The organism is Myxococcus sp. MISCRS1 (genome assembly GCF_026626605.1).
GTDB classification, from domain to species: domain Bacteria; phylum Myxococcota; class Myxococcia; order Myxococcales; family Myxococcaceae; genus Myxococcus; species Myxococcus fulvus.
This window is the reverse complement of sequence record NZ_JAPNKB010000001.1, coordinates 8,100,588-8,126,027: the sequence shown is the minus strand read 5'-3', so window position 1 is coordinate 8,126,027 and position 25,440 is coordinate 8,100,588. Positions and strand designations below refer to the sequence as shown.

At 71.2% G+C, this 25,440-nt stretch carries 20 protein-coding genes; 6 read left to right on the top strand and 14 right to left on the bottom strand.

Going from position 1 to position 25,440, the window contains the following annotated elements; translation table 11 throughout:
• Nucleotides 1-64: 64 nt before the first annotated feature.
• From OWM54_RS32520 to OWM54_RS32505, 4 genes are all read right to left on the bottom strand, one after another.
• Nucleotides 65-2,776: a M16 family metallopeptidase gene (locus OWM54_RS32520; protein WP_267699985.1), complete on the bottom strand. Its 2,712-nt coding sequence runs from the start codon at nucleotides 2,774-2,776 to the stop codon at nucleotides 65-67.
• 166 nt (nucleotides 2,777-2,942) lie between these two features.
• Complete coding sequence (locus tag OWM54_RS32515; RefSeq protein ID WP_267699984.1) at nucleotides 2,943-4,505, bottom strand: GMC family oxidoreductase; 1,563 nt, start codon at nucleotides 4,503-4,505, stop codon at nucleotides 2,943-2,945.
• Nucleotides 4,502-5,119, bottom strand: a complete 618-nt coding sequence (locus tag OWM54_RS32510; RefSeq protein ID WP_223781909.1) for a gluconate 2-dehydrogenase subunit 3 family protein — start codon at nucleotides 5,117-5,119, stop codon at nucleotides 4,502-4,504. Before OWM54_RS32510 ends, OWM54_RS32515 begins: the two co-directional genes overlap by 4 nt.
• 99 nt (nucleotides 5,120-5,218) lie before the next feature.
• Complete coding sequence (locus OWM54_RS32505) at nucleotides 5,219-6,142, bottom strand: spermidine synthase (protein ID WP_267699983.1); 924 nt, start codon at nucleotides 6,140-6,142, stop codon at nucleotides 5,219-5,221.
• 93 nt (nucleotides 6,143-6,235) lie between these two features.
• Between OWM54_RS32505 and OWM54_RS32500 the strand changes: the two genes are divergently transcribed.
• Nucleotides 6,236-8,365 carry an ATP-binding domain-containing protein gene (locus OWM54_RS32500; protein ID WP_267699982.1) on the top strand — a complete coding sequence of 710 codons (2,130 nt, stop codon included), beginning with the start codon at nucleotides 6,236-6,238 and terminating at the stop codon, nucleotides 8,363-8,365.
• Here the strand turns inward: OWM54_RS32500 and OWM54_RS32495 are convergent.
• The 3 genes from OWM54_RS32495 to OWM54_RS32485 form a co-directional block, all read right to left on the bottom strand.
• Entirely contained in the window at nucleotides 8,328-10,004 is a 1,677-nt protein-coding gene (locus tag OWM54_RS32495) for a sensor histidine kinase (protein WP_267699981.1), read from the bottom strand. The two genes, OWM54_RS32500 and OWM54_RS32495, sit on opposite strands and share 38 nt — an antisense overlap.
• A 99-nt stretch (nucleotides 10,005-10,103) precedes the next feature.
• Nucleotides 10,104-10,934, bottom strand: a complete 831-nt coding sequence (locus OWM54_RS32490; protein WP_267699980.1) for a sensor histidine kinase — start codon at nucleotides 10,932-10,934, stop codon at nucleotides 10,104-10,106.
• 90 nt (nucleotides 10,935-11,024) lie between these two features.
• The gene (locus OWM54_RS32485) at nucleotides 11,025-11,714 is read right to left on the bottom strand and encodes a hypothetical protein (protein WP_267699979.1); all 690 of its coding nucleotides are present in this window, start codon (nucleotides 11,712-11,714) and stop codon (nucleotides 11,025-11,027) included.
• 168 nt (nucleotides 11,715-11,882) lie between these two features.
• Here OWM54_RS32485 and OWM54_RS32480 point away from each other — a divergent pair, with 168 nt between their 5' ends.
• Nucleotides 11,883-13,190, top strand: a complete 1,308-nt coding sequence (locus tag OWM54_RS32480; RefSeq protein ID WP_223781906.1) for a pectinacetylesterase family protein — start codon at nucleotides 11,883-11,885, stop codon at nucleotides 13,188-13,190.
• A gap of 103 nt (nucleotides 13,191-13,293) precedes the next feature.
• The gene (locus OWM54_RS32475; RefSeq protein ID WP_223745285.1) at nucleotides 13,294-14,310 is read left to right on the top strand and encodes a metal-dependent hydrolase; all 1,017 of its coding nucleotides are present in this window, start codon (nucleotides 13,294-13,296) and stop codon (nucleotides 14,308-14,310) included.
• A gap of 114 nt (nucleotides 14,311-14,424) precedes the next feature.
• Here the strand turns inward: OWM54_RS32475 and OWM54_RS32470 are convergent, their stop codons facing one another.
• The 5 genes from OWM54_RS32470 to OWM54_RS32450 form a co-directional block, all read right to left on the bottom strand.
• Entirely contained in the window at nucleotides 14,425-15,864 is a 1,440-nt protein-coding gene (locus OWM54_RS32470) for a DUF1552 domain-containing protein (protein ID WP_267699978.1), read from the bottom strand.
• A 5-nt stretch (nucleotides 15,865-15,869) separates the two neighbouring features.
• Nucleotides 15,870-17,483, bottom strand: coding sequence for a DUF1588 domain-containing protein (locus tag OWM54_RS32465; RefSeq protein WP_267699977.1), 1,614 nt, complete (start codon nucleotides 17,481-17,483; stop codon nucleotides 15,870-15,872).
• Between the two features lie 327 nt (nucleotides 17,484-17,810).
• Complete coding sequence (rpiA, locus tag OWM54_RS32460) at nucleotides 17,811-18,524, bottom strand: ribose-5-phosphate isomerase RpiA (RefSeq protein ID WP_267699976.1); 714 nt, start codon at nucleotides 18,522-18,524, stop codon at nucleotides 17,811-17,813.
• A gap of 155 nt (nucleotides 18,525-18,679) precedes the next feature.
• Nucleotides 18,680-19,966 carry an SBBP repeat-containing protein gene (locus OWM54_RS32455; RefSeq protein ID WP_223745281.1) on the bottom strand — a complete coding sequence of 429 codons (1,287 nt, stop codon included), beginning with the start codon at nucleotides 19,964-19,966 and terminating at the stop codon, nucleotides 18,680-18,682.
• A gap of 170 nt (nucleotides 19,967-20,136) precedes the next feature.
• Nucleotides 20,137-20,889 (bottom strand): outer membrane beta-barrel protein, encoded by a 753-nt coding sequence (locus tag OWM54_RS32450; RefSeq protein WP_141328244.1) that lies wholly within the window; start codon nucleotides 20,887-20,889, stop codon nucleotides 20,137-20,139.
• A 129-nt stretch (nucleotides 20,890-21,018) separates the two neighbouring features.
• Between OWM54_RS32450 and OWM54_RS32445 the strand changes: the two genes are divergently transcribed.
• Nucleotides 21,019-21,909 carry a LysR family transcriptional regulator gene (locus OWM54_RS32445; RefSeq protein WP_223745279.1) on the top strand — a complete coding sequence of 297 codons (891 nt, stop codon included), beginning with the start codon at nucleotides 21,019-21,021 and terminating at the stop codon, nucleotides 21,907-21,909.
• Between the two features lie 2 nt (nucleotides 21,910-21,911).
• Here OWM54_RS32445 and OWM54_RS32440 read toward each other — a convergent pair whose 3' ends face one another.
• A complete protein-coding gene (locus tag OWM54_RS32440) occupies nucleotides 21,912-23,177 on the bottom strand; it encodes a right-handed parallel beta-helix repeat-containing protein (protein WP_267699975.1) in 1,266 nt (421 codons plus the stop codon).
• 68 nt (nucleotides 23,178-23,245) lie between these two features.
• On the opposite strand from OWM54_RS32440, the gene OWM54_RS32435 reads away from it, so the two are divergent.
• A complete protein-coding gene (locus OWM54_RS32435; RefSeq protein ID WP_267699974.1) occupies nucleotides 23,246-23,614 on the top strand; it encodes a Spx/MgsR family RNA polymerase-binding regulatory protein in 369 nt (122 codons plus the stop codon).
• A 73-nt stretch (nucleotides 23,615-23,687) separates the two neighbouring features.
• A complete protein-coding gene (locus tag OWM54_RS32430; protein ID WP_267699973.1) occupies nucleotides 23,688-24,566 on the top strand; it encodes a general secretion pathway protein GspE in 879 nt (292 codons plus the stop codon).
• A gap of 15 nt (nucleotides 24,567-24,581) precedes the next feature.
• Here the strand turns inward: OWM54_RS32430 and OWM54_RS32425 are convergent, their stop codons facing one another.
• The gene (locus tag OWM54_RS32425; RefSeq protein WP_223745276.1) at nucleotides 24,582-25,385 is read right to left on the bottom strand and encodes a DUF459 domain-containing protein; all 804 of its coding nucleotides are present in this window, start codon (nucleotides 25,383-25,385) and stop codon (nucleotides 24,582-24,584) included.
• Between the last annotated feature and the right edge of the window lie 55 nt (nucleotides 25,386-25,440).

Here is a 25,440-nt window from a genome sequence, read left to right as displayed (position 1 = left end):
GGACGCAGGGCCCCGCCGGCCTCGCCTGGGTGGACGGACACCAGGCGAGGGAGCACGCCGCCCGTCAGGGTGACGACAGGGCCTGGAGCATCGGCAGGACGCGGCTCTTGTCCGCGACGACGCCCACCACCAGACGCTTCAGGCAGCCGTCGAACTCCTGCTTCACCTGCTCGGCCGTCACCCCCTGGAGGTGCGCGGGGCGCTGGGCCAGCGACTCCGCGGGGAAGCCGCGCACGCGCGCGTCCAGGAGCGACTGGACCCACGACTCCGAGGAGACGAACGACACCGCGTCGCGGGACAGCAGGCGCTTCCTGGCGCGCGCCAGCTCCGCCTCGTCCACGCCCTGGGCGAACGACGCGAGCGTGTCCTGCACGGCCTTCGCGCCCTCCGCCATGCGCTGCGCGTCCACCAGTCCCTCCACCAGCAGGTGCGAGGCGCCACCGCGTCCCAGCCAGGTGCTGGCGCTGAAGCCATACGACGCGCCCTGGCGCGCGCGCACCTGGTCGAAGATGCGCCGGCCCACCAGCTCCGCCATCACGTCGTAGCGCGCCGCCGCCTCCGGCGTGGCCGTGGGCAGCCGACACGCCAGCTGCAGGTGGCCCTGCGTCGCGCCGGGGCGGGACGTCACGAGCGTCCGGGGCTTCGCGGCGGGCGACGGCAGCCCCGGCGCGGCGGGCACCTCCACCGGCGAGGCCGGCCCGTGCTTCCAGCCGCCCAGGTACTCGCGCACCAGCGGCTCCACCGTCGCCACGTCGAACTCACCCGCGATGACCACCACCGTGTTGGCCGGACGGTAGACGTCGCGGATCCAGGCGGTCATGTCCTCCTCCGACACGCGGGACAGCTCCTCGCCCGTGGCGTGGCGCGAGTAGGGGTGCGGCTCGTAGAGCAGCTGCATCAGGTCCCGCTGCGCGCGCTCCTCCGGGTGGGAGTCCAACGTCTTGCGCCACGGCACCAGCTGCTCCTGGAGGAACCGCCACGCGTCATACGAGGTCCGCGTGGAGGAGAGCTGCTCGGCCAGCATCGCGAGCATGTTGCCGACGTTGCCGGACGTCCCGGCCACCTCGAAGCGCTGGTGGTCCCGGTGCATGCCGCCGTGGACGTGCAGGCCCCAGTGGCTCGCATTGCCCTCGAACCAGGACTCGCGGAAGGAGCCATACTCCGCCATCTCCGCCACGCCCGCCTTGGGCCCGTACGTGCGCCCTCCGCCCAGCACCGCGCCCACGCGCACCACGGGCAGGCCCGGCCGGGGCGCGAGCAGCACCTCCATCCCGTTGTCGAGCTTCAGCGTCCGCACCGGCGCGGACAGCGCGGCCTGGGCCGCCTGGGCGACGCGCTCGGAGCGGGCGCTCGCAGGCGGCTCCTCCGGCAGCGCCACGGGCGCGGCCACCACCGCGCCGCCCGACTCACCGGGCCGCACGAGGATGACGCGCGCGCGCTCGCGCTGGAGCCACTTGTAGGCGAAGTCCGTCACCTTGCCGCCGTCGAGCGTCATCAGCGCCCGCTGCGAGCGCGTGTACCCGCGCGCATCCAGCATGAAGTGCGTCAGCTCCGCGCGGCGCACGGTGCGCGACAGCAGCTCCTCGGACTCCAGCACCATGCCGGTGATGACGTTGCGGCGCAGGGCCTGGAAGTCGTACTCGCGGCCGAGCACCGCCCCCGCCTGGCCGGCCTCCTGGCTCCACGTCCACTGGACCTCGTCCAGCATGTTGTCCGCGGACCTGCGAGGGTGGCTGCCCTGGGTGAGCACCACCCTCACCACCAGCAGCGACGCGCGCGTGCCGGGCAGCAGCATCGTGGAGAACCCGGCGATGTCCCCGTCCCGCCGCATGGAGCCCCCCAGGCTGCGGCCCAGGTTCACCCGCACGAAGTCGTGGATGGCGCTCGCCTCGTCGAAGGAGCGCGGCAGCACCCAGGAGATGTACAGCTCCGGGGAGCCGACGGCGGCCTGGTACTCGGGCATCTGCGCGGGCGCGGCGCGCAGGGGCGGCTCGGACACGGGGGGCATGCGCGAGTCCACCGCCAGCGGGGCCCCGGTGCCCACCCACTCCGGGGGGAGGTTGTCGAGCAGCACCGCCTCCACCCTCGCCAGGTCCACGTCTCCGGCGATGACCAGCGTCGTGTTGTCCGGCCGGTAGTGGGCGCGCGTGAAGCGCTGCGCATCCGCCAGCGACAGGGCCGTCAGCGAGTCATGCGTGCCGATGACGGGGCGCGAGTACGGGTGCTCCGGTGCATAGACGGACGCGTGCACCCAGCTGAAGACCTGGCCCACGAAGCCCGTCTCGTTGCGCTGGCGCAGCTCGTTGCGCACCACCTCCCGCTCCACCGCGAACATCTCGGGGGTGAGGCCCGAGAGGGGCGCGGACAGCCGCTGCCCCTCCATCTTCACGAGCTGGTCCAGCGACTCCTTGGGCGCCACCGTCTGGTACACGGTGTGGTCCATGCTGGTGAAGGCATTCGAATAGCCGGCCGCCGCGTCCTCCAGCCGGGTCGACACCGAGGGGCTTCCCCCATGGCGCGCGCGGAAGGCCAGGTGCTCCACCACGTGCGCCAGGCCCTCCTTGCCCATCGGGTCGCCGGAGCCGCCCACGCCCACCAGGGCCACCATCGCCACCACGGGCGCTCGCGGGTCCTGCTCCACCACCACGCGAAGCCCCGACGGCATGCGGAAGTCGCGCAGCGGGAAGGACACGTCCCGCATCACCACCTGTCCGCGCTGCGGCAGCGTGGAGCACGCGCCCAGCACGACGCAGAGCAACCCCACGACAGCCGACACCACCCTCCGCCCACGCGGAGGATTCCCAACCTGGATTTGTGAGCTCATATGAAGCGGACTCGCGCGACTGCGGGACGGACACACCGCGCCCCCTCCGGGCGCCAGCCCCAGGTCCATAGACCAAAGGCAGCCTGGAGCGCCATCAGCGCCCCGTCTGGAATCACTGTCACGCGGAGCCACTCACCGCGGCGGCGACGTGCTGGCTGCCCCAATGCGCGACGCCGAGGATGCTCTCCATCGGGTTGACGCCCAGCGCGGTGGGGAAGACCGAGCCATCCACGACGAAGAGGTTGTCACAGTCCCAGTAGCGCAGCGTGCTGTCCACCACGCTCGTCTCGGGGCTCCCCCCCATGGTGCACCCTCCCATCTGGTGGGCGCTGAGCACCGAGCACTCGAGCGGGGCGTAGGGCGCGTCATCGAGCAGCGGGATGTCCTGCTCGCTCCGCATCACCACCGGCTTCGAGTGCGGGCTGAGCACCACCTCTGCCCCGGCGGCGAACTGGATGCGCGCGGCGACCTTGAGCGCCTCTCGGAAGGCCTCCCAGTGCAACGCCGTGAGGGGATAGTCCACCTTGAAGCGCGAGTACTCGCCCGCGCCGCGCAGGGCCACGGTGCCGCCCTCGTCCCCGGGCTGGACGCCATCCAGGCAGATGGAGATGAGCGCGTTGGCGTGGGGCAGGCCCGCCATCAAGTCCTGGTGCCCCGCGCCGAAGCCGTTGAGCGCCACCGCGCTCAGGAGCGGCAACAGCGGGGGGACCTCCAGGAGCCACCCCATCCGCCCCTGCCCCCGGTCGATGAACTGCCGCGAGTACACGGTGAGCGGCGCGCCCGAGTACGCCTCCACGCGCTCGCGGAAGCGCGCGTTGGACACGACCACCGGATGCAGGAACAGCCGCTTGCCCACCCGTCCTCGTCCGGTGAGCCCGCTGCGCAGCAGCAGGCCCGGCGAGTTGATGGCCCCACCGCACACCGCCGTCACCTTCGCCTTCACGGTGAGCCGCCTGCCCGTGGGCCGGTTCGTCCTCGGGTCGAGGATGTCCCCGTGCACGGCCGTCACCCGGCCGCCGTTCGTCTCCAGTCGCCGCGCGCTGACGTTGGCGTACAGCCGCATGCCCCGCTCCACCGCCTCCGGGATGAGCGTCACCAGCGTGGACTGCTTGGCGTCCGTGGGACAGCCCAGTCCACACGCGCCCAGCGACGCGCACGCGCGCACGTTGCGCTTCACCGTGCCTCGGCCATACCCGAGCGCGCCCAGCCCGTCCCAGAGGATGCGGTTGTTGCGATTGGCCTGCTCGATGGGCCAGTCACGGATGTTCAGCCGCTCCTCCAGCCAGTCCCAGTGCGGCGCGAGCGTGGCCGCGTCCAGGCCCTTCACGCCGTGCGCGTCGCGCCAGTGCTCCAGAATCTCGGGCGGCGTGCGGAAGCATGCGCACCAGTTGACGGCGGTGCCGCCGCCCACGGTGCGCCCCTGGTAGATGCCGATGGACAGGTCGTCCGTCGCCCGGTTGCCACCCTCCTGGTAGAAGGTCGCGTAGGCCTTGGCCTCCTTCAGGTCGAAGTCGCGACGGGTGTGGTAGCCGCCCTCCTCCAGCATCACCACGTCCAGCCCGCGCCGGGCCAACTCCAACCCGAGCACTCCGCCGCCCGCGCCGCTGCCCACCACGCAGACATCACACGTGAGCGCCTGGTCCTCGGTCAGCTCAGCTCCCGTCCGGATGCGTCCCGTCATGGCGTGCCCCCTCCCGAGCCCGCGAAGGGTCCATCCTCGGGCCCACGCCACACCGGCGCGTCCGCGACGTGGAAGCCCTCCGGCGCCGCGTAGCCCGTGGCGGCCATGGCGGCCGGGTGCGAGTAGTAGGCGGCGTAAAGGAGCCCGCGCAGCGCGTGGTAGCCACCGCGGCGGAACACCAGCCGCGACGTCCTCCAGGACTCGAGCACGGCATCCTGCGCCTCGGGACCGAGCCGCGAGAACGGCGTGACGCGTCCGGTGAAGAGCAGCCCCGCGAGCGCGTTGTCGAACAGACCCACCACCGCCTTCACCTCGTTCGCGACGGCCGGGTCCAACCCCGCCAGCAGCCCATCCACCAGGAAGGCCACGCGCACCGTGTCCGCGTCCGGCCAGCCGTCTCGCGGTTGGAAGGCGCGGCGGGCCATGGCCTGGAGCGTGGCGTACTCGCGCGCGCCGAGCACCTTCAGGCCCTCGGGCGGAAGGGGCAATGACAATCCCTCACGCGTCCACAGGAAACCGCCGCCCCCCAGCGCGAGCAGCGCGCCTCCGAACAACCCTCGCTTGAGCAACCCTCGGCGCGACAACGAGGGCGGCCCCACAGGAGACGGGGACATTCATCCTCCGGGACGACACGGGTACAGGGGCGTGACGAGACGGACGGGACTCTAGCGCGCGGCCCCCGCCGCGACGCAATCACTCACGTGTCCCAGGGGTCACGGCGCGGGAGGCGAAGGCTTCGACTCAGGAGCAGGCGGCGGAGCGGCGGGAGCGGGCGCATCCCTCAACACCTGCCCCGTCAATTCCTTGCGCGTGGTGGCGTCGTCATAACCTTCCACCACCAATGCGCTCAGGTCGAAGGGCACGCCCTGCGCCTTCTCGACCTTGTTGGCAATTGTCTCCAATGCCTGTCGCGGCCGCTTCTCGGCGTAGGGCACGCCCACGAAGATGCGATTGGCGGCGTTGGCCACCCTGAAGGTGTAGAGCTGGGTGAAGCCCGCCTGCCACGTGCGGAGCATGGAGGGGAACAGGGGGTTGGGCGGGTATTCCCAGACGTTGCCCACCACCGCGCCACGCGCCGTCAGCCTCGCCCGCACGGCGGCGAGGAACTCCACGGTACCCAGGTGCTCGGGGATGCTGTCGGGGCCGTAGGCGTCCAGGAAGATGAGGTCGTACGCGGGCCGCTTCGTCTCGATGAAGGCCCGGCCGTCCGCCACGTGGGCCTTCAGGCGCGCGTCCTCACGGAAGCCGAAGAAGCGCCTGGCCACGTCCACCACGTCCGGGTCGATGTCCACCACGTCGATGTACGCCTCGGGCAGCACCGCGCGCAGGAACATGGGCATCGCGCCGCCGCCCAGGCCCACCACGAGCACGCGCTGGGGCTTGGGTACGAAGGCCAGCGCCACCATGGACACGCGCGTGTACGCCAGCTCCAGCTTCTTCGGCTGCCCGGGCCACACCACGCTCTGCAGTGCGCCGGAGTCATCGAACTGGAGATAGCGCCGGCCCTCCCGGTCCTCCGTCACGGTGATGAGCGTGAAGGGTGACTGGCCGCGGTGCAGCTCCGTGCGCGGACTGGAGGACGAGCACGACAGGAAGGCCAGCACCAGCAGCACCAGCCGAGGGGTGAACCGCCGCATGCCCGCTCCTTGCTCTCACGATTCAAAGTAGCACTTCCGTCAGGAAAACCAACGGGTTGACGCGCCAGTACCCCCAGGTTCACCTTGCCGCCCATGACGCACGCCACGCACGCTCTCGCCGAAGCCGACCAGGCCCTCATCGCCGAGGAGGAGGCGCTCCTGTCGCGCGTCCAACAGGCGCTCGAGGCGGCCCGGCAGAAGGCCGGACGCACGCAGGAGAACCGGCTGCTCGTCGCGCAGCTCCAGGCGCTCCGCGAGGACGCGGCCACCGCCGCCGAGGCGGACCTGCCCCACCTGTTCTTCCAGATGGACCAGACGCGCGCCCTGCTGGACCGGCAGGAGTCCGCGAACCTGCCCGACGCCCAGGCGCCCTACTTCGCGCACCTGCGGCTCGTCGGCGAGGCGGGACCGCGCGACTACCTGCTCGGGCGCACCACCTTCGCGGACGTGGGCGCGGGCGTGCGGGTCATCGACTGGCGCTTCGCCCCCATCGCCCGCGTCTTCTATTCGTACGAGGAGGGCGACGCGTTCGAGGAGCAGTTCGGTGAGCGGCTGTCCGAGGGCACCGTCGAGGTGCGCCGGCTCGTCGTCATCGAGAAGGGCGTGCTCACGCGCATCATCTCCGGCGCGCGCGTGCTGGAGCGCGCCGCCGACGGCACGTGGCGCTCGGTGGGGCGCGACTTCACCTCGCTCCAGGCGGGAGGCGCGGGCACGGCGGCGCGGCCCGGCGCCCTGGGCACCGGAAAGGGCGCCCGGCGCGTCGAGGATGTCTTCGGCGTCACGGCGCTGCTGGACGCCGAGCAGTACGAGGCCGTCACGGTGGAGGCGGGCCAGCCCCTGCTGGTGCTGGGCAGCGCGGGCAGCGGCAAGACGACGGTGGCGCTGCACCGGCTGGCGAAGATCGCCTTCGACGACGCGGAGCGCTTCCCGCAGTCGCGCATGAAGCTCATCGTCCCCGAGGAGGGCCTGGCGCGGCTGTCGCGGCGGCTGTTGGCGCCGCTGGGCCTGGGGCGCGTCACGGTGGAGACGCGGGACGCGTGGCTGCTGGCCGCGGCGCGCTCGGCGTTCGACCTGCCGGGCATCAAGCTGAGCCCGGAGACCCCGCCCCTGGCCGCGCGCCTCAAGCGCCACCCCGCCCTGCGCCGCGCGCTGCTGGCGCGCATCGGCGCGCCGAAGACGGAGGCGGGCACCACGCTGGAGCGACTGCACCGCAGGCTCGCGGACGCCTACCTGGACCGGCGCTTCCTGGAGGAGGTGGTGCGCGCGGCGAAGGGCGAGCTGCCCTTCACCGCCATCGACGAGGTGCTCGAGCACACGCGCCTGCAGCGCTCCACGCCGCTGTCGAAGGAGCTCAAGGACATCACGGACCCGGACCGGCTCATCACCGTGGACGGCAAGGCCATCGAGGAGGACACGCCCTACGCGCTCGCGGGCACGGTGGACCTGGAGGACCTGCCCATCCTCATGTTCCTCAAGGCCCAGCAGGGCCCGCTCGGCCTGGAGCGCCTGGCCCACGTCGTCCTCGACGAGGCGGAGGATTTCTCCCTGTTCGAGCTGTTCGTGGTGCGGCGGCTGCTGGGCAAGGGCAGGAGCTGCACGCTCGCGGGCGACGAGCTGCAGCAGACGGACGCGGGCTTCGCGGGCTGGCCGGAGGCGCTGGACGAGCTGGGCATCCGCGACGCCGCCACGTGCCGGCTGCAGGTCTCCTATCGCTGCCCCGCGCCCGTGGTGGAGCTGGCCCGGCGCGTGCTCGGCACCCAGGCCAAGGCGGAGTCCGCGTCGCGGCCCCAGCGCCCGGGCGCGCCGGTGGGCTTCCACCACTTCCCCGTGGAGGCCCAGGCGCAGCTCTTCATCGGCGAGGCCTTGAGGGACCTCGTCGCGCGCGAGCCCCACGCCTCCGTGGGCGTCATCGCCAGCAGCCCCGAGTCCGCGGACGCCGTGTACCGCGTCGTCGCGGACCAGTCCTGGGCGCGCCGGGTGAAGGACGGGGAGTTCTCCTTCGAGCCCGGCGTGGACGTCACGGACGTGGGCAGCGTGAAGGGCCTGGAGTTCGACTACGTCATCCTCCCGGACGTCACCGCCAGGGCCTGGCCCGTGGACGACGAGACGCGCCGCCGCCTGCACGTGGCCATCACCCGCACGTCCCACCAGCTCTGGGTGGTGTCGTCGGGCGCGCGCTCGCACCTCATCCCGCGGGAGGTCGACGCGGCAGCTCCACGGTGAAGGTGGAGCCCTGGCCGGCCGCGCTGCGCACCAGGATGCGGCCGTCCATGGCGTCGACGATCTGCCGGACGATCCAGAGGCCCAGCCCCAGCCCGCCGTAGTGGCGCTCGCTGGCGAGCCGCTCGAAGCGCTGGAACAGCCGCGACTGCGCCTCCACCGCGATGCCCACGCCCTCGTCGCGCACGAGCAGCCAGGCGCGCTGCTCGTCCACGCCCACCTGCACGTCGATGGGGCGGCCCCGGCCATACTTGATGGCGTTGGACAGCAGGTTCTGGATGACCTGCTCCACGCGCAGCTTGTCCCACCATCCCGTCGCCGTCGGAGGCGTCTCCAGCCGGAGCGCGCACCCGGCCCGGGCCAGCTCCTCCGCGTAGCGCGGCACCAGCTCTCGCACGAGCGCCGCCAGGTCCATCTCCTCGCGCTCCAGCCGCAGCTTGCCCGCCGTGATTCGCGAGACGTCCAGCAGCTCCCGCACCAGCCCGGACATGCGCGACAGCTGCCGCTGCACGGACAGCACCTTGCTGGAGATGGACTCGGACGCCACGTCCCCGACGCTCGCCGGGTGCGCCTCCAGTTGCCGCCGGAGCGCCTGCACGTTGAGGGTCAGCGAGGTGAGCGGCGTGTTCAGCTCGTGCGAGGCCACGGACAGGAACGAGTCGCGCGCCCGCACCGCCTCGTGCGCCTCCGTGTAGAGCCGGCCGTTGTCCAGCGACGTGGCCGCGCGCCGGGCCAGGTCCTCCGCCAGCCGCACGTCCGCCTGCGTGTAGCGCCGGCCCTTCTCCGTGTTCACCAGCGAGAGCGCGCCCAGCACCCGCCCCCGGCTCATCAACGGAACGATGATGTACGCCGACATGCCCAGGGCCAGCGTGGCCCGCCCGTGCGCTTCGTCCTGGAACGCCCGCGCGACGATTTCCGGCCGCAGCTCCGCCACGTACTCCGTGGTGCCCGTGCGCAGCACCTTGCCCACGCCGTGGGGCGCGTCCATCAGGATGGGGTAGCGCGCGTGGTACGCGCGGGTGGCCTCCACCATCTCCGGCCGCACGTGCGCCATGGCCACCCGCCGCACGCTCCCGTCCGGCATGGGCACGTCCACGCTGCACCCGTCCGCCAGCGGCGGCACGGCCAGGTGCGTGAGGCGCTGGAGGATTTCGTCGTGCTCCAGCGACGAGGTGAGCACCTCGCTGGCCTGCGCCAGGAAGGCCGCGTGCCGCTGCGCCCGGCGCGTCTCGTCGTAGAGCCCGCGGAGGATGGCCTCCTGCTTCTTCTCCGACGTGTTCTCCCGCGAGAAGACGTAGACGCGGCCCCGGCCCCGGAACAGGCGCAGCACGAACCAGCGCTCACGGCTCGCGAAGTGCCACTCGAACTCCTCCGGCTCGCCCGTGGCCGCCACCCGGTCGAAGCGCTCCTGGAGCTGCTCGCGCAGCACCTCCGGGTACGCCTCCCACGGCATGCGGCCGAAGAGCTCCTCGCGCCGGCCACCGAAGGCGCGCTCCAGCGCCGGGTTGGCGTAGAGGCACACCCCCTCCAGGGAACAGATGGCGACGCTCTCCGGGAACTGGTCCCACAGGGCGGTGTCGTCGCTGGCAGGCCCCTCTGCGGTCAAATGGTGTTCCACGCGCTCGGTGCGGATGCGGGTCAAGGCCCCTGCTCCCGCTTAACACTTCCCTCGTCCCGGCCCACCGGCTCCTCCCACGCGTCTGCTCGTCAGACAACACTCCAAGGCCCCGGAGTGCAAGTTTCAGGGCCTGTCCAAGGGCGGCGCGGGAAGCGGCAGGCGGACGCTGAAACAAGCCCCCTTGCCCGGCGTGCTCTCCACGGACACGCGCCCTCCGTGAAGCTCCACCAACTGCCGGGAAATCCAGAGCCCCAGACCGAAGCCCGGCCGCCGCGAGTCCAGTCGGGTGAAGCGCTGGAACAGCCGCGCCTGGTCCTCCTCGCGGATGCCCGGGCCCCCGTCGCGCACCCACAGGAGCGCGAAGCCGCCCTCCGTGGTGAGCACCACCTCGATGGGCGTCCCCGCCGCGTGCCTGAGGGCATTGGTGAGCAGGTTGGTGAAGACCTGCTCCACCCGCGTGCGGTCCCACGCGCCCACCACGCCCGGCGGGGCCCGCACGTACAAGTCACAGCCCGCCCGCCGCACGTCCTCCTCCATGCGCTCCACCGTGCCGCGCACCAGCGCGCCCAGGTCCACCTCCTCCAAATCCAACACGGGCCGCTGCGTGGACAATTGCGACACGTCCAGCAGCGTGGCGATGAGCCGGTCCAACCGGCGGCACTGGTCCTGGACACGCCCCAGCCTCCGGGGCACGTCGTCGGGCGTGAGCGCCCCCACCTGCGCGGAGCGCACCAGCCCGTCCACGTAGAGCCGCAGCGAGGTCAGCGGCGCGCGCAGTTCGTGCGAGGCCACGGACAGGAACTCGTCGCGAACCCGCAGCGCGGCCTCCAGCGCCGCCGTGCGCTCCGCCACGCGCTCCTCCAGCTCCCCCGCGGACCGGTGCGCCTGCTCCGGAGAGCCCGCCTCGGGCTCGCCCGCGCCGGGCGCTCCCGTCCGACTCGTCTCCACCGCCATGCGCCAAGTCCTAGCGCCAGGGGGGCCATGGCTCCAATCCGCCCCCCGCACGCGCCAGCCCGCAAGCTTCCACTACCCAACACGCCCGCGTCAGGGAGGTGTCTGCTCCCCCTGCTGCTGCTGTTGCTGGCGCCACTGCTGGCGACGCGCCTCCTGCGCGCGGCGGTGGGCGAGCGCGTCGGCCTCCTGGCGCGGGTACTCCGACAGCCGGGTGCGGTGCATGTTGATGCTCAGCTCGTACAGGCCCCGGTCGCGGTCCGGCAGCTCGTCCCCCTGCTCCTCCAGCACCGTCGTGGCGAAGAGCAGCATGTCCTCCGACACCTTGCGTCGTCGTTCGTAGTACTGCTGGATTTCCGCCTCCGTGGCGTCACCCGCCTGCACGCGGCCGAAGAGCTCGTTCCACCGCCGCGTCTCCTCCTCGCGCTTGCGGATGAGCTCCGGGTCCTTCGTCGGCGCGCCCAGCTCCCAGTACAGGTTGTCGGGCAGCCTCGCGCGCAGCGCCTCCAAATCCAGGGGATAGGGCTTGGGCTGCTCATCCTCCGGCTCGGGGGCCTGGAGCGCCGGGGGAATGACGCTGCTTGTCATTCCTGGCGGCTTCACCGGCTCCGGCGCGGGGGTGGGCGGCGCGGGCGGAGGGGTGGGCGCGGCGACGGGGGCTTCCGGCTCGGGCGGAGGCAAAGGCGCCTCTTCCCAGAGGGAGAACACGAGCGCGGCCACCAGCGCCCCCCCCGCGAGCCCCGCCAGCCAGCCCATCCGCTTCGACCCCGCTTTGTCGGACATGACGCCCGAATACCGCGCACCTCGCACACATGGCAACCAACGCTTGTCATGCCGCAATGCATCACAAACCAGGCGGATGCTCGAAACATGAAACAACACATTCAAGACTGACTCGGGTGTCAACGTGGGCTATAGACCGGACTTCCCCCCAAACCCGGAGGAGCCTGCATGAAGCGCGTACTCGTGGCGTGCCTCGCTGTCGCTGCGCTGATGGTCCCCAGCGCCGCCCGCTCGGAAGTCATCGTCTCATCCATCGTCAGCGTGCTGGTGGATGGCGGCAACAACTACAACTGGCAGAAGGTGGAGCTGCCTGGGACGAAGTGTGGCAATGGCTCCCAGTTCAAGTTCTTCATCCACAAGACGAACTCGCCCAACCTGCTGATGCTGCTCGAGGGCGGCGGCGCGTGCTGGGACTACGACACCTGTAGCGGCCGCGCGGGCCTGTTGGGCGCGGCGAACCCCAACGGCATCGCCGACGACTACATCACCCAGTTCACGGCGAAGTACGTCTCGCCGCTCGTCAACGGCGCGGACCCGGGCCTGCCGGGCCGCAGCAAGACGAACCTGGTGACGAACGGCTGGAACATCGTCTACGTGCCGTACTGCACCGGCGACGTGCACATCGGCAACAACGTGAAGACGTACGTGGACCAGACGGGCGCGAACCCGCCGCTCACGTGGCACCACAACGGCTACACCAACACGCTGGCGGTGGCGAACTACGCGAAGACGCAGTTCCCCAACGTGCAGAAGTTCCTGATGACGGGCTACAGCGCGGGCGGCACGGCGACGTCGGCGGGCTACTACTTCGCGCGGCGCATCATCAACCCGGCGCGGGGCTACCTGCTCAACGACTCCGGCCCCATCTTCCTGGCGCCCAACGCCAACTTCAAGTCGCGCGCCCTGCACGACAAGATTCGCGAGTCGTGGAACCTGAACTCCGTGTTCGGCCTGCTGCCCGCGTCGTTCAGCCAGAACGACTTCGGCACCATCAACCGCATGGTGGCCACGGAGTTCCCGAACGACCAGCTCGCGTACACGGGCTACACGCGGGACTACAACTACTCGCGCTTCTCCTATGAGCGCTTCCACACGCCGAACGACAAGGAGTCCGTGCACGCGTACTGGAAGACGGACGAGGCGGCGCTGGTGACGGAGCTGAGCAAGTACAACAACTTCAGCTACTTCATCCCGCACGAGCGCGCCATCAACTCCAGCCACTGCAGCACCATCATCACCTTCATCGGCGCGCACGCCTGCCAGCAGATGGAGAAGAAGAAGTGGTACGAGTACATCTCCGCGCCGTGGCAGTCGTGGACGTGCCGCAGCGAGTTCGTGGGCATGGACGTGTTCCTGCAGCGCTTCGTGGGCAACAACCAGCGCGTGCGCATCTACGAGCCGCCCAACGGCTACAACGCCGAGGACCCGGGCATGGGCATCGTCGCGCCGCTCATCAACGGCGCGCTCGGCGGGTAATCCCTTCCGAGGCGTGAGGTGACTGGCGGCGGGGCGGCGGAGGCGACTCCACGTCCCGCCGCTGGTGTTTGGAGGGACAAAGGCGCTAGAGGCCCAAGGCGCCATGGACAACCTCACCCACGGGCTGCTCGGACTGGCCATCGGCGCGCTGCGCCGCCCCGACGTGCGTCCCGGCGCCCCGGAGCGGTCGACGCCCACGGACCGGGCGGTGCTGCTGGCGAGCGTGCTGGCCGCGGAGCTGCCGGACCTGGACACGCTGCTGGCGCGGGGCGACGCGGTGACGGTGGCGCTGCACGCGCACCGGGGGTTGTCCCACTCGCTGCTCTTCACGCCCGTCGTCGCCCTGGGGGCCACGCTGGTGGCGCGGGCGGTGTTCCGCGGCGCGCGGTGGACGCCCGTGCTGGTCACCAGCCTGGTGTCGGTGGTGTTCGCGCACCTGCTGCCGGATTTGTGGACGGGCTGGGGCACCCGGGTGCTGCTGCCCTTCTCGGACGCGCGGCTGAGCCTGGACTGGACGGTGGTGGTGGACCCGTGGGTGACGCTGCCGCTCGTCGTGGGCGCGGTGGTGGCCTGGCGGCGGCGGGCGGTGTGGCGCAAGGCGGTGCTGGTGGGGCTCGCGTGCTCCATGGCGTATGTCGGCGCGCGGGTGGTGTCGTGGGGCGTGCTGACGGGGCGCGTGGACCGGGCCTATCCCGAGGCCCAGGCGGTGCGCGTCTTCCCTGCCCCGCTGTCGTTCCGCACGTGGCGGTACGTGGCCCGGCTCCCGGGCGACGTGCTCGCGGCGGGGGAGCTGTCGCTGTTCGGGGAGCCGCGCGAGGACCGCCGGGTGGAGGCGCCGGTGGAGGTGCTGCCCGCGGACCTGAAGGCCATCCCCACCGTGCGCGAGGCGCTGGCGTGGGCGCGCTTCCCCGTGGTGACGGTGGTGCCGGTGGAGGGCGGGCGCGAGGTGCGCATCGCCGACCTGCGCTACCACCTGCGCGGCGAGCCGACGCTCACGTTCGTGGTGCGCGTGGACGCGGGTGGACAGGTGACGGACGCGCGGCTGGAGCGCGGAGGGAGCGCGTCCGAGCTCTTGCGGCGGTGGCGTGGTGAGGATGCGCGCGAGGCACGCCCCGACTGAGGCGGAGTCATGCGCTCGGGGGAAGGAGGCCACGACTCGCGCACCGAGGCGGCACGCTCGCCCCCGGCAAGAGCCTCGCGGCGGGGTGGTGCTTGCCGCCGCGAGGAAGGACCGTCAGGTCAGCCCCGACAGGGGCCCCTTGAAGTCCTGATGGCCGAAGGTGTTCACGTTCACCCCGAAGGCCTGGGCGATGGACACCAGCAGCTTGTTGTGCGCGACGGCGCCCGGCAGCGGCGTGCCCGGCCCGCCCCAGTTGTTCAGCGGGTTGGAGCCCGCCGGACGCAGCCGCAGGAAGCGGCCCATGCGGAACTTCCCGCCCGCGCCGCCCGCGAGCACCGTGGGCACGCGCACGTTCATGTGCCCGGACGCATCCCCCAGCTCGTTGCCCCAGAGGATGAGCGTGTTGTCCAGCGCCGTGCCGCTGCCCTCCTGCACCGAGGCCAGGCCGTTCATCAGGTACGCCACCTGCTCGGCATACCAGCGCTGCACCTTCACCATCTTCCCGCGGATGTCCGAGCGCAAGGGCTCGTCCGTCACGTCCAGGCGGTGCGCCAGGTCGTTGTGCGTGTCCTCGTGGATGCCGAGCCAGGGCATCGACGGACCAGGAATCGTCAGCGTCGCCACGCGCGTCAGGTCACACGCGAAGGCCCGGACGATGAGGTCCAGGTGCAGCTTGGTCAGCGTCGGCATGTTGTCGAGGTTGCCGAGCTGGCCCAGGTCGAACGCCGGGGGCGCCGTGCCGCCACTGCACGCGGCCTCCGCCGGCAGCGGCTCCTGCTGCGCCGGCGTGGGCGTGGTGCTCAGCGTGCCCAGCCGTCGCTCGATGTCGCGCAGCGACTCCAGGTGCGTCTCCAGCTTCTGCTTCTCCGCGCCCGCCAGCCGCTTGCTCAACCGGGTGGCGTCCTTGATGAGGTAGTCCAGGAGGCTCTTGCGACGCGCGGTGTTCTGCGCCGCCTCGCCCGGGTCCTGCGAGGGCGACGGCGCGTTGCCGAACAGGCGCTGGTAGACGCCCGCCGGGTCTCGCTCGAAGGGCACGCGGCCCCCGTTCGGCGTGAAGCTGATGCTGTTGTAGACGTGCTGGCCGCCGAACTGCTCCCAGGCGTTGAGCTGGATGGAGCGGAAGCGCGTGGCGCCCCCAATCTGCGCCGCCAGCACCTGGTCCAGCGAGGCGTTCTCCGGCAGGTCGTCACCGCTGGCGGTGTTGACCTTGCTGCCGGTGAGGAACGTGAGCGGACCGCCCTCGTGGCCCGTCAGGCCGTGCTCGTAGAGCACCTGGTAGTCCAGGCCGTCCAGCACCAGCAGCTTGGAGCGGTGGGCCTGGAGCGGCTGCAGCATGGAGTTGGGGAAGTCGAGCGTGAAGTCCGTCTCCCCACCCTGCGGGTTCCAGTACTCCGGAAGGCACCCGTGGGCAGTGAAGATGGCGATGAAGCGCAAAGGCGGCGTGGTGGCCTGGGCGTACGCGTCCGTGGTGCCGAGCAGGTTGGCCAGGGGCAGCGCCGCCGTCGAGCCCGCCAGGGCCTGGAGCAGGGAGCGTCGGGAGAGATTGCGGAGCATGGTGGCTACTCGGGGGAAGTGGTGCGCCGGTGGACGAAATAGGGGGAGCGGACGAGCGCCACGAGCGCGTCGCCCAGCTTCAGCTTCGGGTCCGCGCGGAAGCTCCTGCGCATGTCCTCCAGCGTCCTGGCATCGACGGTGTCCTCGTCGCGGCCCATGACGTAGCGGAACAGCTGCAGCGGCACGCAGTTGGCCACGTCCGGGCTCTCCGACAGGAAGCGCGCGAGCGCGGCGCCGCCGGTGAACGGGTGCGTCCCGTCCTCGGTGACGACCGAGCCGCTGGCGTCCACCGGCAGGCCGTTCTCCTCCGTGCGGTACTTGCCCAGGCCGTCGTAGTCCTCCATGCCGAAGCCGATGGGGTCCAGGTCGCGGTGGCAGCCCGCGCAGGCCGGGTTGTTGGTGTGCGCGGCGAAGCGGGCGCGCGTCGTGGCGGTGGGGTCCACCGCGGGCGGGATGATGATGATGGACGGCGGCGGCGGCGGCACCTCGCGGCACAAAAGGCGCGTGAGGACGAACTTGCCGCGGCGGATGGGCGAGCTGGAGTCGAACAGCGCGTACGTCGTCAGCACGCTGGCGTGCGTGAGGATGCCCACGCGGTTGGCCGGCAGCGGCACGCGGCCGATGGTGCCATCCGGCGTCAGCGTCGTGCCGTAGAACAGCGACATGCGCCCGTCCGCGAACGTGTAGTCGGCGCCGAGCAGCGTCTTGATGGACGCCTCCTCGTTGGCGAGCACGTGGTCGATGAACGTCAAGGTCTCCCGGCGGCTGGAGTCCTTGAACGCCACGCTGAAGTCCGGGAACACCTGGTTGTTCTTGTTCAGGCTCTCCAGGCCGGACAGGCCCAGCCACTCGATGATGAAGCGCTGCAGGTACTGCTGGGACTGCTTCGTCTTCAGCAGGCGGCGCGCGTGCGACTCGCGCACGTCCGCGGACTTGAGCACGCCCGCGGCGGCGGCGGCCGTCAGCTCCACGTCCGGCGGCGAGCCGGTGATGGCGAACGAAATCGCGGAGGCGATCTCCTGCTGCGTCAGCCACACGACCTGGTTGGCGGGCGCGCCGGACTCACCCAGCTCCGTGCGGTACAGGAAGGACGCCGACGTCAGCACGGCCTGGATGACGTACTCGGCCGCGGCCTTGGGGCTCGTGTCCTTGCGGACCGCCTTCCACAGCTCGAGCAGGTCCGTCTCCTCCTCGGCCACCACGGGGCGCCGGAAGGCGCGGGCTCCCAGCGCGCGGATGAACGCGCGGGCACAGTCCTCCTCGTCCTTCCCCGCGGCGCACTCGTACTCGCTGGCCAGGTTGTTGGCGGCGACGGGCCCCCAGTTGCGCTCCGCCGCGCTGTCGAGCTGGTCTGCGAGCAGCGGCGTGACCTGCAACCGGTCATGCGTGGTGAAGCCCAACAGCGTGTCCTCGGGCGCGAACAGCTGCGCCATGGGCACCGGCGAGGGGTTCTTCACGATGGAGTAGACGCTGTTGTCGTACTCGGCGCGGGTGATGCGGCGCACGCGCGCGGGGGCTGCCTCCGTGACCTCTGGAGGGTCTCCGCCGGATGAGTTGCCTGAGCAGGAGGCGGTCACCAACAACAGCGCCGCGGGGAGGCAGTAACGGATGATTCGCATACGAAAGGCACCCTCTGAGCCAGCAGCCCCTGGAAACCCCCTCTTGAAGCGCCGGAACGCAGCGGAGTCTAACCGCGCGCCCTGTCGCGTCCTCCGGACTTTTTGGTGAGTTCAGTGAGGGCCGCGCTCCACGCTCTTCCAAGCCCGCGAGAAACACTCCCGCTCGCCCGACAGTGGCCTACGTCCACATCGCGCTCCACACGCGCAAAGCCTGCGCGCATGGAGTGGGAGTGGACCCACGCGACACCTGACCACCCACACGCGGCGCACCGGGTGGCTCGTGCTCCGAGCGGACGAGCACGCCGCGCGCGGGCGACAGGGATTGACTCAACCTGGAGGCACGCGGTGCTCGACGCCCGAGGGGCCCGCGACGACGAGGTCCGTGACGAGGTTGAGGAACAGGCCGTGCCCCACGACGCCCGCGCGCGAGTCCAGGCGCGCGGCGAGTGACGCGGGCGTGTCGATGGGACCGAAGGCGCAGTCGAGCACGAGGTTGCCCTGGTCCGTGAGGAAGGGACTGCCGTCCGCGCGAGCGCGAGGTGTCACGCGCGCGCCGAGCGACTCCAGGAACAGCCACTGCGAGCGCCAGCCGAAGGGCAGCACCTCCACCGGCACGGGCCAGTGCGTGCCGAGCCTCGGTGACAGCTTCGCCACGTCCGCGACGATGACGACGCGGCGGCTGGCCTGCGCGACAATCTTCTCGCGCAGCAGCGCTCCGCCGCCGCCCTTGATGACGGACAGCTCCGGAGCGACCTCGTCCGCGCCGTCAATGGTGACGTCCAGCACCGGCTGCGCGTCCAGCGTGGTGAGCGGCACCCGCAGCTCCCGCGCGAGCGCCTCGGTGGCGAGCGAGGTGGGGACGCCGAGCACATCGAGCAGCAGCCCGCGCTCACGCCGCGCCGCCAGCGCGCGCACCACGAAGGCCGCGGTGCTGCCCGTGCCCAGGCCCACCCGCATGCCCGCATGGAAGAAGCGCTCCACCGCCGCTTCCGCCGCCTCGCGCTTGTAGCGCGCCGTCTGCTCGGCCGCGTCGTCCGCCATCACCCGCTCCTTCCTCACCTCGCGAGAGAAACGTACAACGCCCCCTCGCGCCCATCAGGAACAACCTGCTTCCCACCCCGCACGGGGACAGGGTGGGAGGCAGCCCGCACGGGCCCGCACCGAGCGCTCACCTGGCGGGTGGTGAACGGATGGGGCTAGAAGCGGAACACGGTGGCGTCGAAGCCGCCCGCGTTGACGTTCCCGGGCAGGCTGCCCCAGGAGTAGCCCACGACGTACACGCCGCCGTCGGCGCCCACCGTCACCGCCTGGCCCCGGTCGGAGGCGCTCGAGCCCACCTGCCGCGTGCCCAGGGGCTTGCCCGCGGTGTCGTACGAGCTGACGAACACGTCGCTGCCACCCAGCACGACGTTGCCGTCCAGCGCGCCCGACGTGTGCCCCACCAGGTGCACGCGACCGTCAGCCCCCACCGCCACGCCCTGTGCGTAGTCCGTCGTGGTGGTGCCCAGCTGCCGCGTCCACTGCTTGTCGCCCGCCTCGTCGTACTTCACCAGCACGGCGTCGTAGGTGCCCACGCGGACATTCCCGTCGAGCGCGCCGAAGGTGTAGCCGGAGACGTAGGCCGCGCCGGACGCATCCACGGCGACCCCCGTGGCGTAGTCGTCACTGTTCGAGCCGAGCTGCCGCACCCACGCCTGGTTCCCCGCCACGTCGTACTTCGCCAGGAACAGGTCCACCGTGTTGTTCGTGGACGTGACGCCGTCGAGGCTGCCCTGCGTGTAGCCGGCCAGGTAGATCTCCTCGCGCGAGCTCACCGCCACGCCCAGGGCCACGTCGCCGCGCGAGCTGCCGAACTGGCGCATCCAGTACGGATTGCCGCCGGTGTCGAGCTTCGCCACCACCACGTCGTAGTTGCCCGGCGTCGGCGTGCCATCGATGCGGCCCAGCGAATAGCCCGCGAGGAAGAGGCCGTCCTGTCCCGACGTGCGCGTGACGGCGAGGCCCGTGGCGAAGTCATCCGTCTGCGTGCCGTCCTGCCATACCCACTGGAGCACGCCCGATGCGCTGAGCTTCAGCACGAAGAAGTCCGTGCCGCCCTTGTTCACGTACGGCAGGAAGCTGCCCCAGGTGTAGCCGGCGACATAGACGTTGCCCGCCGCGTCCGCCGTCACCGCGAGCGCCCGGTCATTCATCGCCGTGCCCACCTGATGCACCCAGTGCACCTTGCCGTCCGTGCCCTGCTTCACGACGAACACGTCCTGTCCGCCCGCCGCCGGCGCTTCGCCGAACTGCCCGCCGGTGTGCCCCGCGACATAGACGGCGTCACCGACCGAGGCCACGGCCAGCGCCTGCTCATCCGCGGCGCTTCCGAGCTGTCGTTGCCAGACGGGTGCGTTCAGGGCCTGCGCACTCGCCAGCGGTGCTCCCAGGATGGCCACCGCGCTCGCGACCGCACCTGCGCCACACCACCACTTCCGAACCATGGGCGACTCCTCTCGAGATGAAGGTTCCGCCCCGTACTCTGGCGCGGGGGAAGGCCCTGGCGCATCTCGCAAAGGACTCCGCACCTCCTGTCCGAAAGGTGCGACGCGGAGCGTTGTGCACTCCGCGTCCTTGCGGGGGCGCGCCGACGCGTGCCCCCCACTTCACAAGCTCAGATGTTCCAGCTGCCTCGGACACCCAGCATGACCGACCCGTACGGGCCGTCGTCCGCGTAGCCGAGCGGCGACGTCGTGGTGGGCAGCGGCGAGGGCAACGTCACCGTGGTGTCGCCCGAGCGCGTGGTGTAGCGCCCGACGGTGGCCGTCAGGAACGGGCCGAACGACAGGGAGTGACCCAAGCGCCACTTGCCACCCACCGTGACGTTGGCGAACTCGGGGCCCCGCGTGCTGCTCTTCAGCTTCAGGTTCGCCGCGAGCGGGCCCTGCGGTCCCTGCACCTGCGTGGGGCCGGAGTTCTCGTTGCGCAGGATGACCATGCCGAAGCCCAGTCCGACGAACGGGTCGAACGAGGCCGTGGGCGAGAAGTGATACTGGACCTGCGGACCGAAGCGAAGCTGCGAGGCGGCGCACTCCCAACCCTCGAAGCAGGAGTACGGATTCTCCTTGGTCAAGATGTGCGTGTAGCTGCCGTAGGCGCCGATGAACCAGTTCGGCGTCACCCGGTAGCCCACCTCCGCCACCACGGGCACCGCGCCGTTGGCCGCGTCGCTGAGCTTCACATCACCGATGGTCTGATTCAGCCGCAGACCATTCTTGTAGACGTACCCCACGCCTGCCTGGAACCCGAGTCCGACGGTGACTTCCAAACCTGTCGGCGCACTGTACGTCGCGACTTCCTGCGCGCTCGCGCCCGCCGAACCCAGTGCAACCGCTGCCGCCAGGGCCCAACTCAGCCTTCCCGTCATAAACCCCTCCGTCGAGTGGAGCGTTGAATCTAGAACAAGCCGCATCTCACAAGTAAGCCGCGTTGCGTCAGGATTACAGTTGTGACGGTGGGTCAGCGATGACTGTCAGGGACGTGCACAATGCGGGGCATGAACGTCACCCTCGAACAGGCCCGGGCACTGGACGCATTGGCACGACACGGCACCTTCGCGGCGGCGGCCCAGGCGCTCGGCAAAGGGCACACGGCGGTGCTCTACACCCTGCGGACGCTCGAGGGACAGACGGAGCTGGAGCTGTTGGACCGGCGGGGCTACCGCACCCGGCTGACGGCTGCGGGCGAGCGGGTGCTGGAGCACTGCCGCAAGTTGTTGGCAGTGGAGCGCGACCTGGAGGCGACGTGTGCGGAGATACGCGCGGGGTGGGAGCCCACGTTGCGAATCGTCTTCGACGGCGTCTTCCCGGCCGAGCCGCTGTTACGCGTAGTGAAGGCGCTGAGGGCGGAGGGCGCGGGCACGCGCTTCCACGTGTCGTCGGAGTTCCTCGCGGGCGTGGAGGCGGCCTTCACGCGGGACGACGCGGACCTCATGGTGTCGGTGCTGCCGCCCGCGCTGCCGGGGCTGAAGAGCTACGCGTTGCCGGAGCTGGAGGCGATGCTCGTGGCCCACCGCTCCCATCCGCTGGCGAGGCGGCGTCGCGGCGTCATCAGTGAGGAAGAGCTGTCCGAGCACCTGCTGCTCACGGTGCGTGGCTCGGACCCCCGGCTGCAGTTGAGCACGGTGTCGCTGGAGCTGCGCTCCACGGTGCACCTCAACGACTTCGCGGCGAAGAAGGCGGCCATCCTGGAGGGCCTGGGCTACGGGTGGCTGCCCGAGCACCTCGCGTCGAAGGAGCTGCGGCGCGGAGAGCTCAAGCTGCTCAAGCCCGCGAGCGGCTCCACGCACGCCTTCCTCCCCAAGCTCCACCACCGCGCGGGCGTGAGGCTGGGCCGCGCCGCGCGCCGCGTGGTGAAGGCGCTCACCGGCACCGAGCCGCCGCAGTAGCGCTACTTCGTCGCCGTGGTGCAGTCGCCCGACACGTTCGTCGCCGCGCGGCCGTCCACCAGGTTGTCGCTGAAGACGTTGTCGTCCGTCACCACCAGCTCCACGCCGCCGCTGCCGCGGTTGCACACCACCACCGCGCCCGCGCCCGCGCGGTTGCCGACGAACCGGTTGCCGCGCAGGGTGAGCCCGCGCGTGCCCACGTCCTCCAGGTAGACGGCCGCCGCCGGTCCGCGCGTCACGGTGTTCCCCACGAAGACGTTGCCCTCCACCAGGTCGTTGTTCGGCTGGAAGTAGTGCAGTGCCCCGCCGCCGCCCAGGTCGTAGATGCCCTGCGCGTTGGGCCACGCGAGCAGGGGGCGCTGCGCGAGCGAGCTGTCGGTGGCGCCCCGGTAGGCCTCCAGGACGTTGTCGCGGAAGGTGTTGCCGCGCACCACCGAGTCACGCCCGTGCGTCACGCACATCGCCCCGCCGCCCGCCATGGAGGACGTGCCGTCCTGCGCGAAGCGGTCCACGTCCCGGGTGCGGTTGTTCTCGAAGAGGGAGTCCTCCACGCGCGAGCCCACGGTGAACATCAAATCCAACGCGCCGCACTTGGCGGACACCTCGTTGTCGCGAAACACCGCATGGCGAATCGTCACCGGCCCCGGGTAGTAGGCCCACAGCGCGCCGCGCGTCCGGTCGCGGTTGCCGTTGTAGTCGTTCTTCTTCACCTTCTCGAAGACCATGTGCTCGAAGACGGGGTCGCCGTCGCCCACCGAGCCGTCTCCGAAGAAGTTCATCCCCCACCAGCCGTGGGGATTGGTGGAGGTGAAGAGCACGGGCTTGTCCGCCGTGCCGCGCACCTGGATGCCGCCGTACACGCGCACCTCCACGCGGCCCTCGTGGTGGTTCATCACGCTGTCGGCCGCGCCGGGGTCCACGTCGGCTTGCGTGACGTCGGGGCGCCCCTTGAAGTCGAGGATGACGCCCGGCTCCACCGTGAGCACCTGGCCCTTGGGGATGGTGACGACGCCCTCTGCGTCCCCGACGACGCGGTAGGGAGAGCCCGCCTCGGTGAGCGTGCCCGCCAGGGTCCCCGTCACCACGGTGCCGCCGTCTTCAGGGACCACGATGACGGGCCCTCCGTCACCGCCACCCGGAGTCCCTCCGTCCTCACCGCCGGGCACCACGCCGGGCTTCTCGGGCGTGGAGGAACACGCGGCAAAGGACAACCCCAGGACCACGGCCCACAAGAGGCGCTTCACGGACTCGGAGGCGGACAGGTGCATGGCTTCGCGCGCTAGCACGGCGCCGAGGCGCGCCGCAAACCGCGCCCGGGCTGATAGAAGCCCGCGCCATGGCGAACGACCTCCTCGTGCTCTCCTATTCGGGCTGTTCCACCTGCAAGAAGGCGCTGAAGTGGCTGGAGGCGAAGGGCCTCTCCCCTCGCGTGCGCCCCATCGTGGACGAGCCCCCCACCCTCGCCGAGCTGGACGCGTGGATTGCGAAGAGCGGCCTGCCCGTGCGCAAGTGGCTCAACACCAGCGGCCTGAGCTACCGGGCGCTCGGCAAGGCGAAGGTGGACGCGGCGAGCGAGGCGGACGTGCGGGCCTGGCTCGCCGCCGATGGCAAGCTGGTGAAGCGGCCGGTGCTCGTCACACCCTCGGCGGTGGTGGTGGGCTTCCAGGAGGAGGCCTGGGAGCGCGTGTTCTCCCAGCGAGGTTGAGGGCCGAGCAGCCGGGCGGGCGGACGTGCGCCCGTCCCTCGCGAAGCGCGGCCGCGCGTGAAGATTCCTCTCTATGGAATCCAGCACCAGGCGTCCGCTCGGAGAAATCCTCCTGGAGATGGGGGTGCTCAACCGCGCCCAGCTCCGGGTGGGGCTGGTCCACCACCACGAGACGCATGTCCCCCTGGGACGCGCGCTGGTGCGCGAGGGCGTGTGCACCGAGGCGGACGTGCTGCGCGGCCTGTCGGCGCAGCTCGGCGTGGGCGCGGTGGACCTGGACCTGCAACCTCCCGAGCGCGGCATGGCGGACCTGCTGCCCGCGCGCATCGCCCGGCAGTATCGCGCGGTGCCCCTGCGCGTGGAGCTGGTGCCCATGGAGCAGGGCGAGCGCGAGGTGCTCCACATCGCCCTGCCCGCCCCCGTGTCGCTGGAGGCCGTGGACGCCGTGCGCGCCGTCACCGGCAAGCCGCGCGTCGAGGCCTACGTGGCCTCCGACCCCGCCATCACCCGCGCGCTCTCCGAGCTGTACGGCTTCGAGGAGCCCGCCGAGCCCGCCGCCACGCCCGCGCCCGCCCCCGGTGGGCACCTGCTGCTCTACGGCTGGCCTCCCGTCACCGCCGTGCTCATCTCGCGGCAGCTGGCGCGCAGCGGCTTCCAGGCCCGGGTCGCGACCCCACTGGAGGTCCTCCACACCAGCGCCAACGACGTGGTGCTCGCGCCCCTGCAGGCCATGGAGGGACTGCTGGCCGGCGAGGTCCACATCGAGGGCGCGCTCATCGTCCACGGCACATCGGACGACGAGGGCTTCGAGCGGGCGCGGAAGCTCGGCGCGCGGGGCTTCCTCGCCAATCCCCGCGACGAGCAGCTGCTCCTGCGCGCGGTGCGCCGGCTGATTCCCGGCGGAGGCTCCTCCATCTCCGGAGAGTCCGGCTCGTCACACCACTCGCACTGACGTGGGCCCGGCGCGCTAACCCTGGAGCAGGCCCAGCGCGTCGAGAACCTCGGGGTACACCTTGCTCGCGAAGTAGCGCCCGCCCGCGATGGTGAAGTGCACGCCGTCGCTCATGCGCAGCTTCATCGGCTTCCTGAAGCCCTCGACGCGCGCCTGGAGCAGGGCCTTGCCCTTGGCGTCCGTGAAGTACGGGCGCGTGTCGACGTAGCGCGCGTCCGCGCGGGAGCCGATGACCTCGCGCTGGAGGCCCCGGATGAGGCCCAGCTTCTGCTCGAAGCGCTTGAGCCCCGTCGCCGGCAGCTCCAGCCAGATGATCTTCCGTCCCGGCGCGGCGAGCACGCTCGCGAAGGAGTCGATGCGCTGACGGTACGCGTCCTCCCACTCGGGCTTGCCCCAGTGGACGGGCTTCTTGCCATCACGCTCCAGCAGGGACTGGCCATCGTTGCCCCCGAGGATGACCACCACCACGTCCGGCTGGTGGCGCTTCACCTCCTCCTCGCCCACGGCCATCCAGTCGAAGAAGTCCGGTCGGGCCAGCCCCGTGGAGGAGCGGGCGCGGCGCGACGCGCGAATCGTCGGATGCGCCTCCAGCCGGGCGAGCAGGTAGTCCCCGAAGCCCGTGGCGATGAGGCTGTCACCGAGCAGCAGCACGGAGCGCGGACGCTCGGCCGCGGGAGCCGCCGCGTCAGCAGGCGACGCTGGCGCCGCGAGCACGGCCTCGGACGCGGGGCCCGCATCCGGTCCGGAGGGAGCAGCCCAGGAGAGCCCGGTGGAGAACACGACGAGGACGACGAACCAACCCGTGAAGCGCTTCCGCATTCGGGCCGCACGCTAGCGGCACACCGCCGTCAGGTACACTCCCTTTCACGACGCC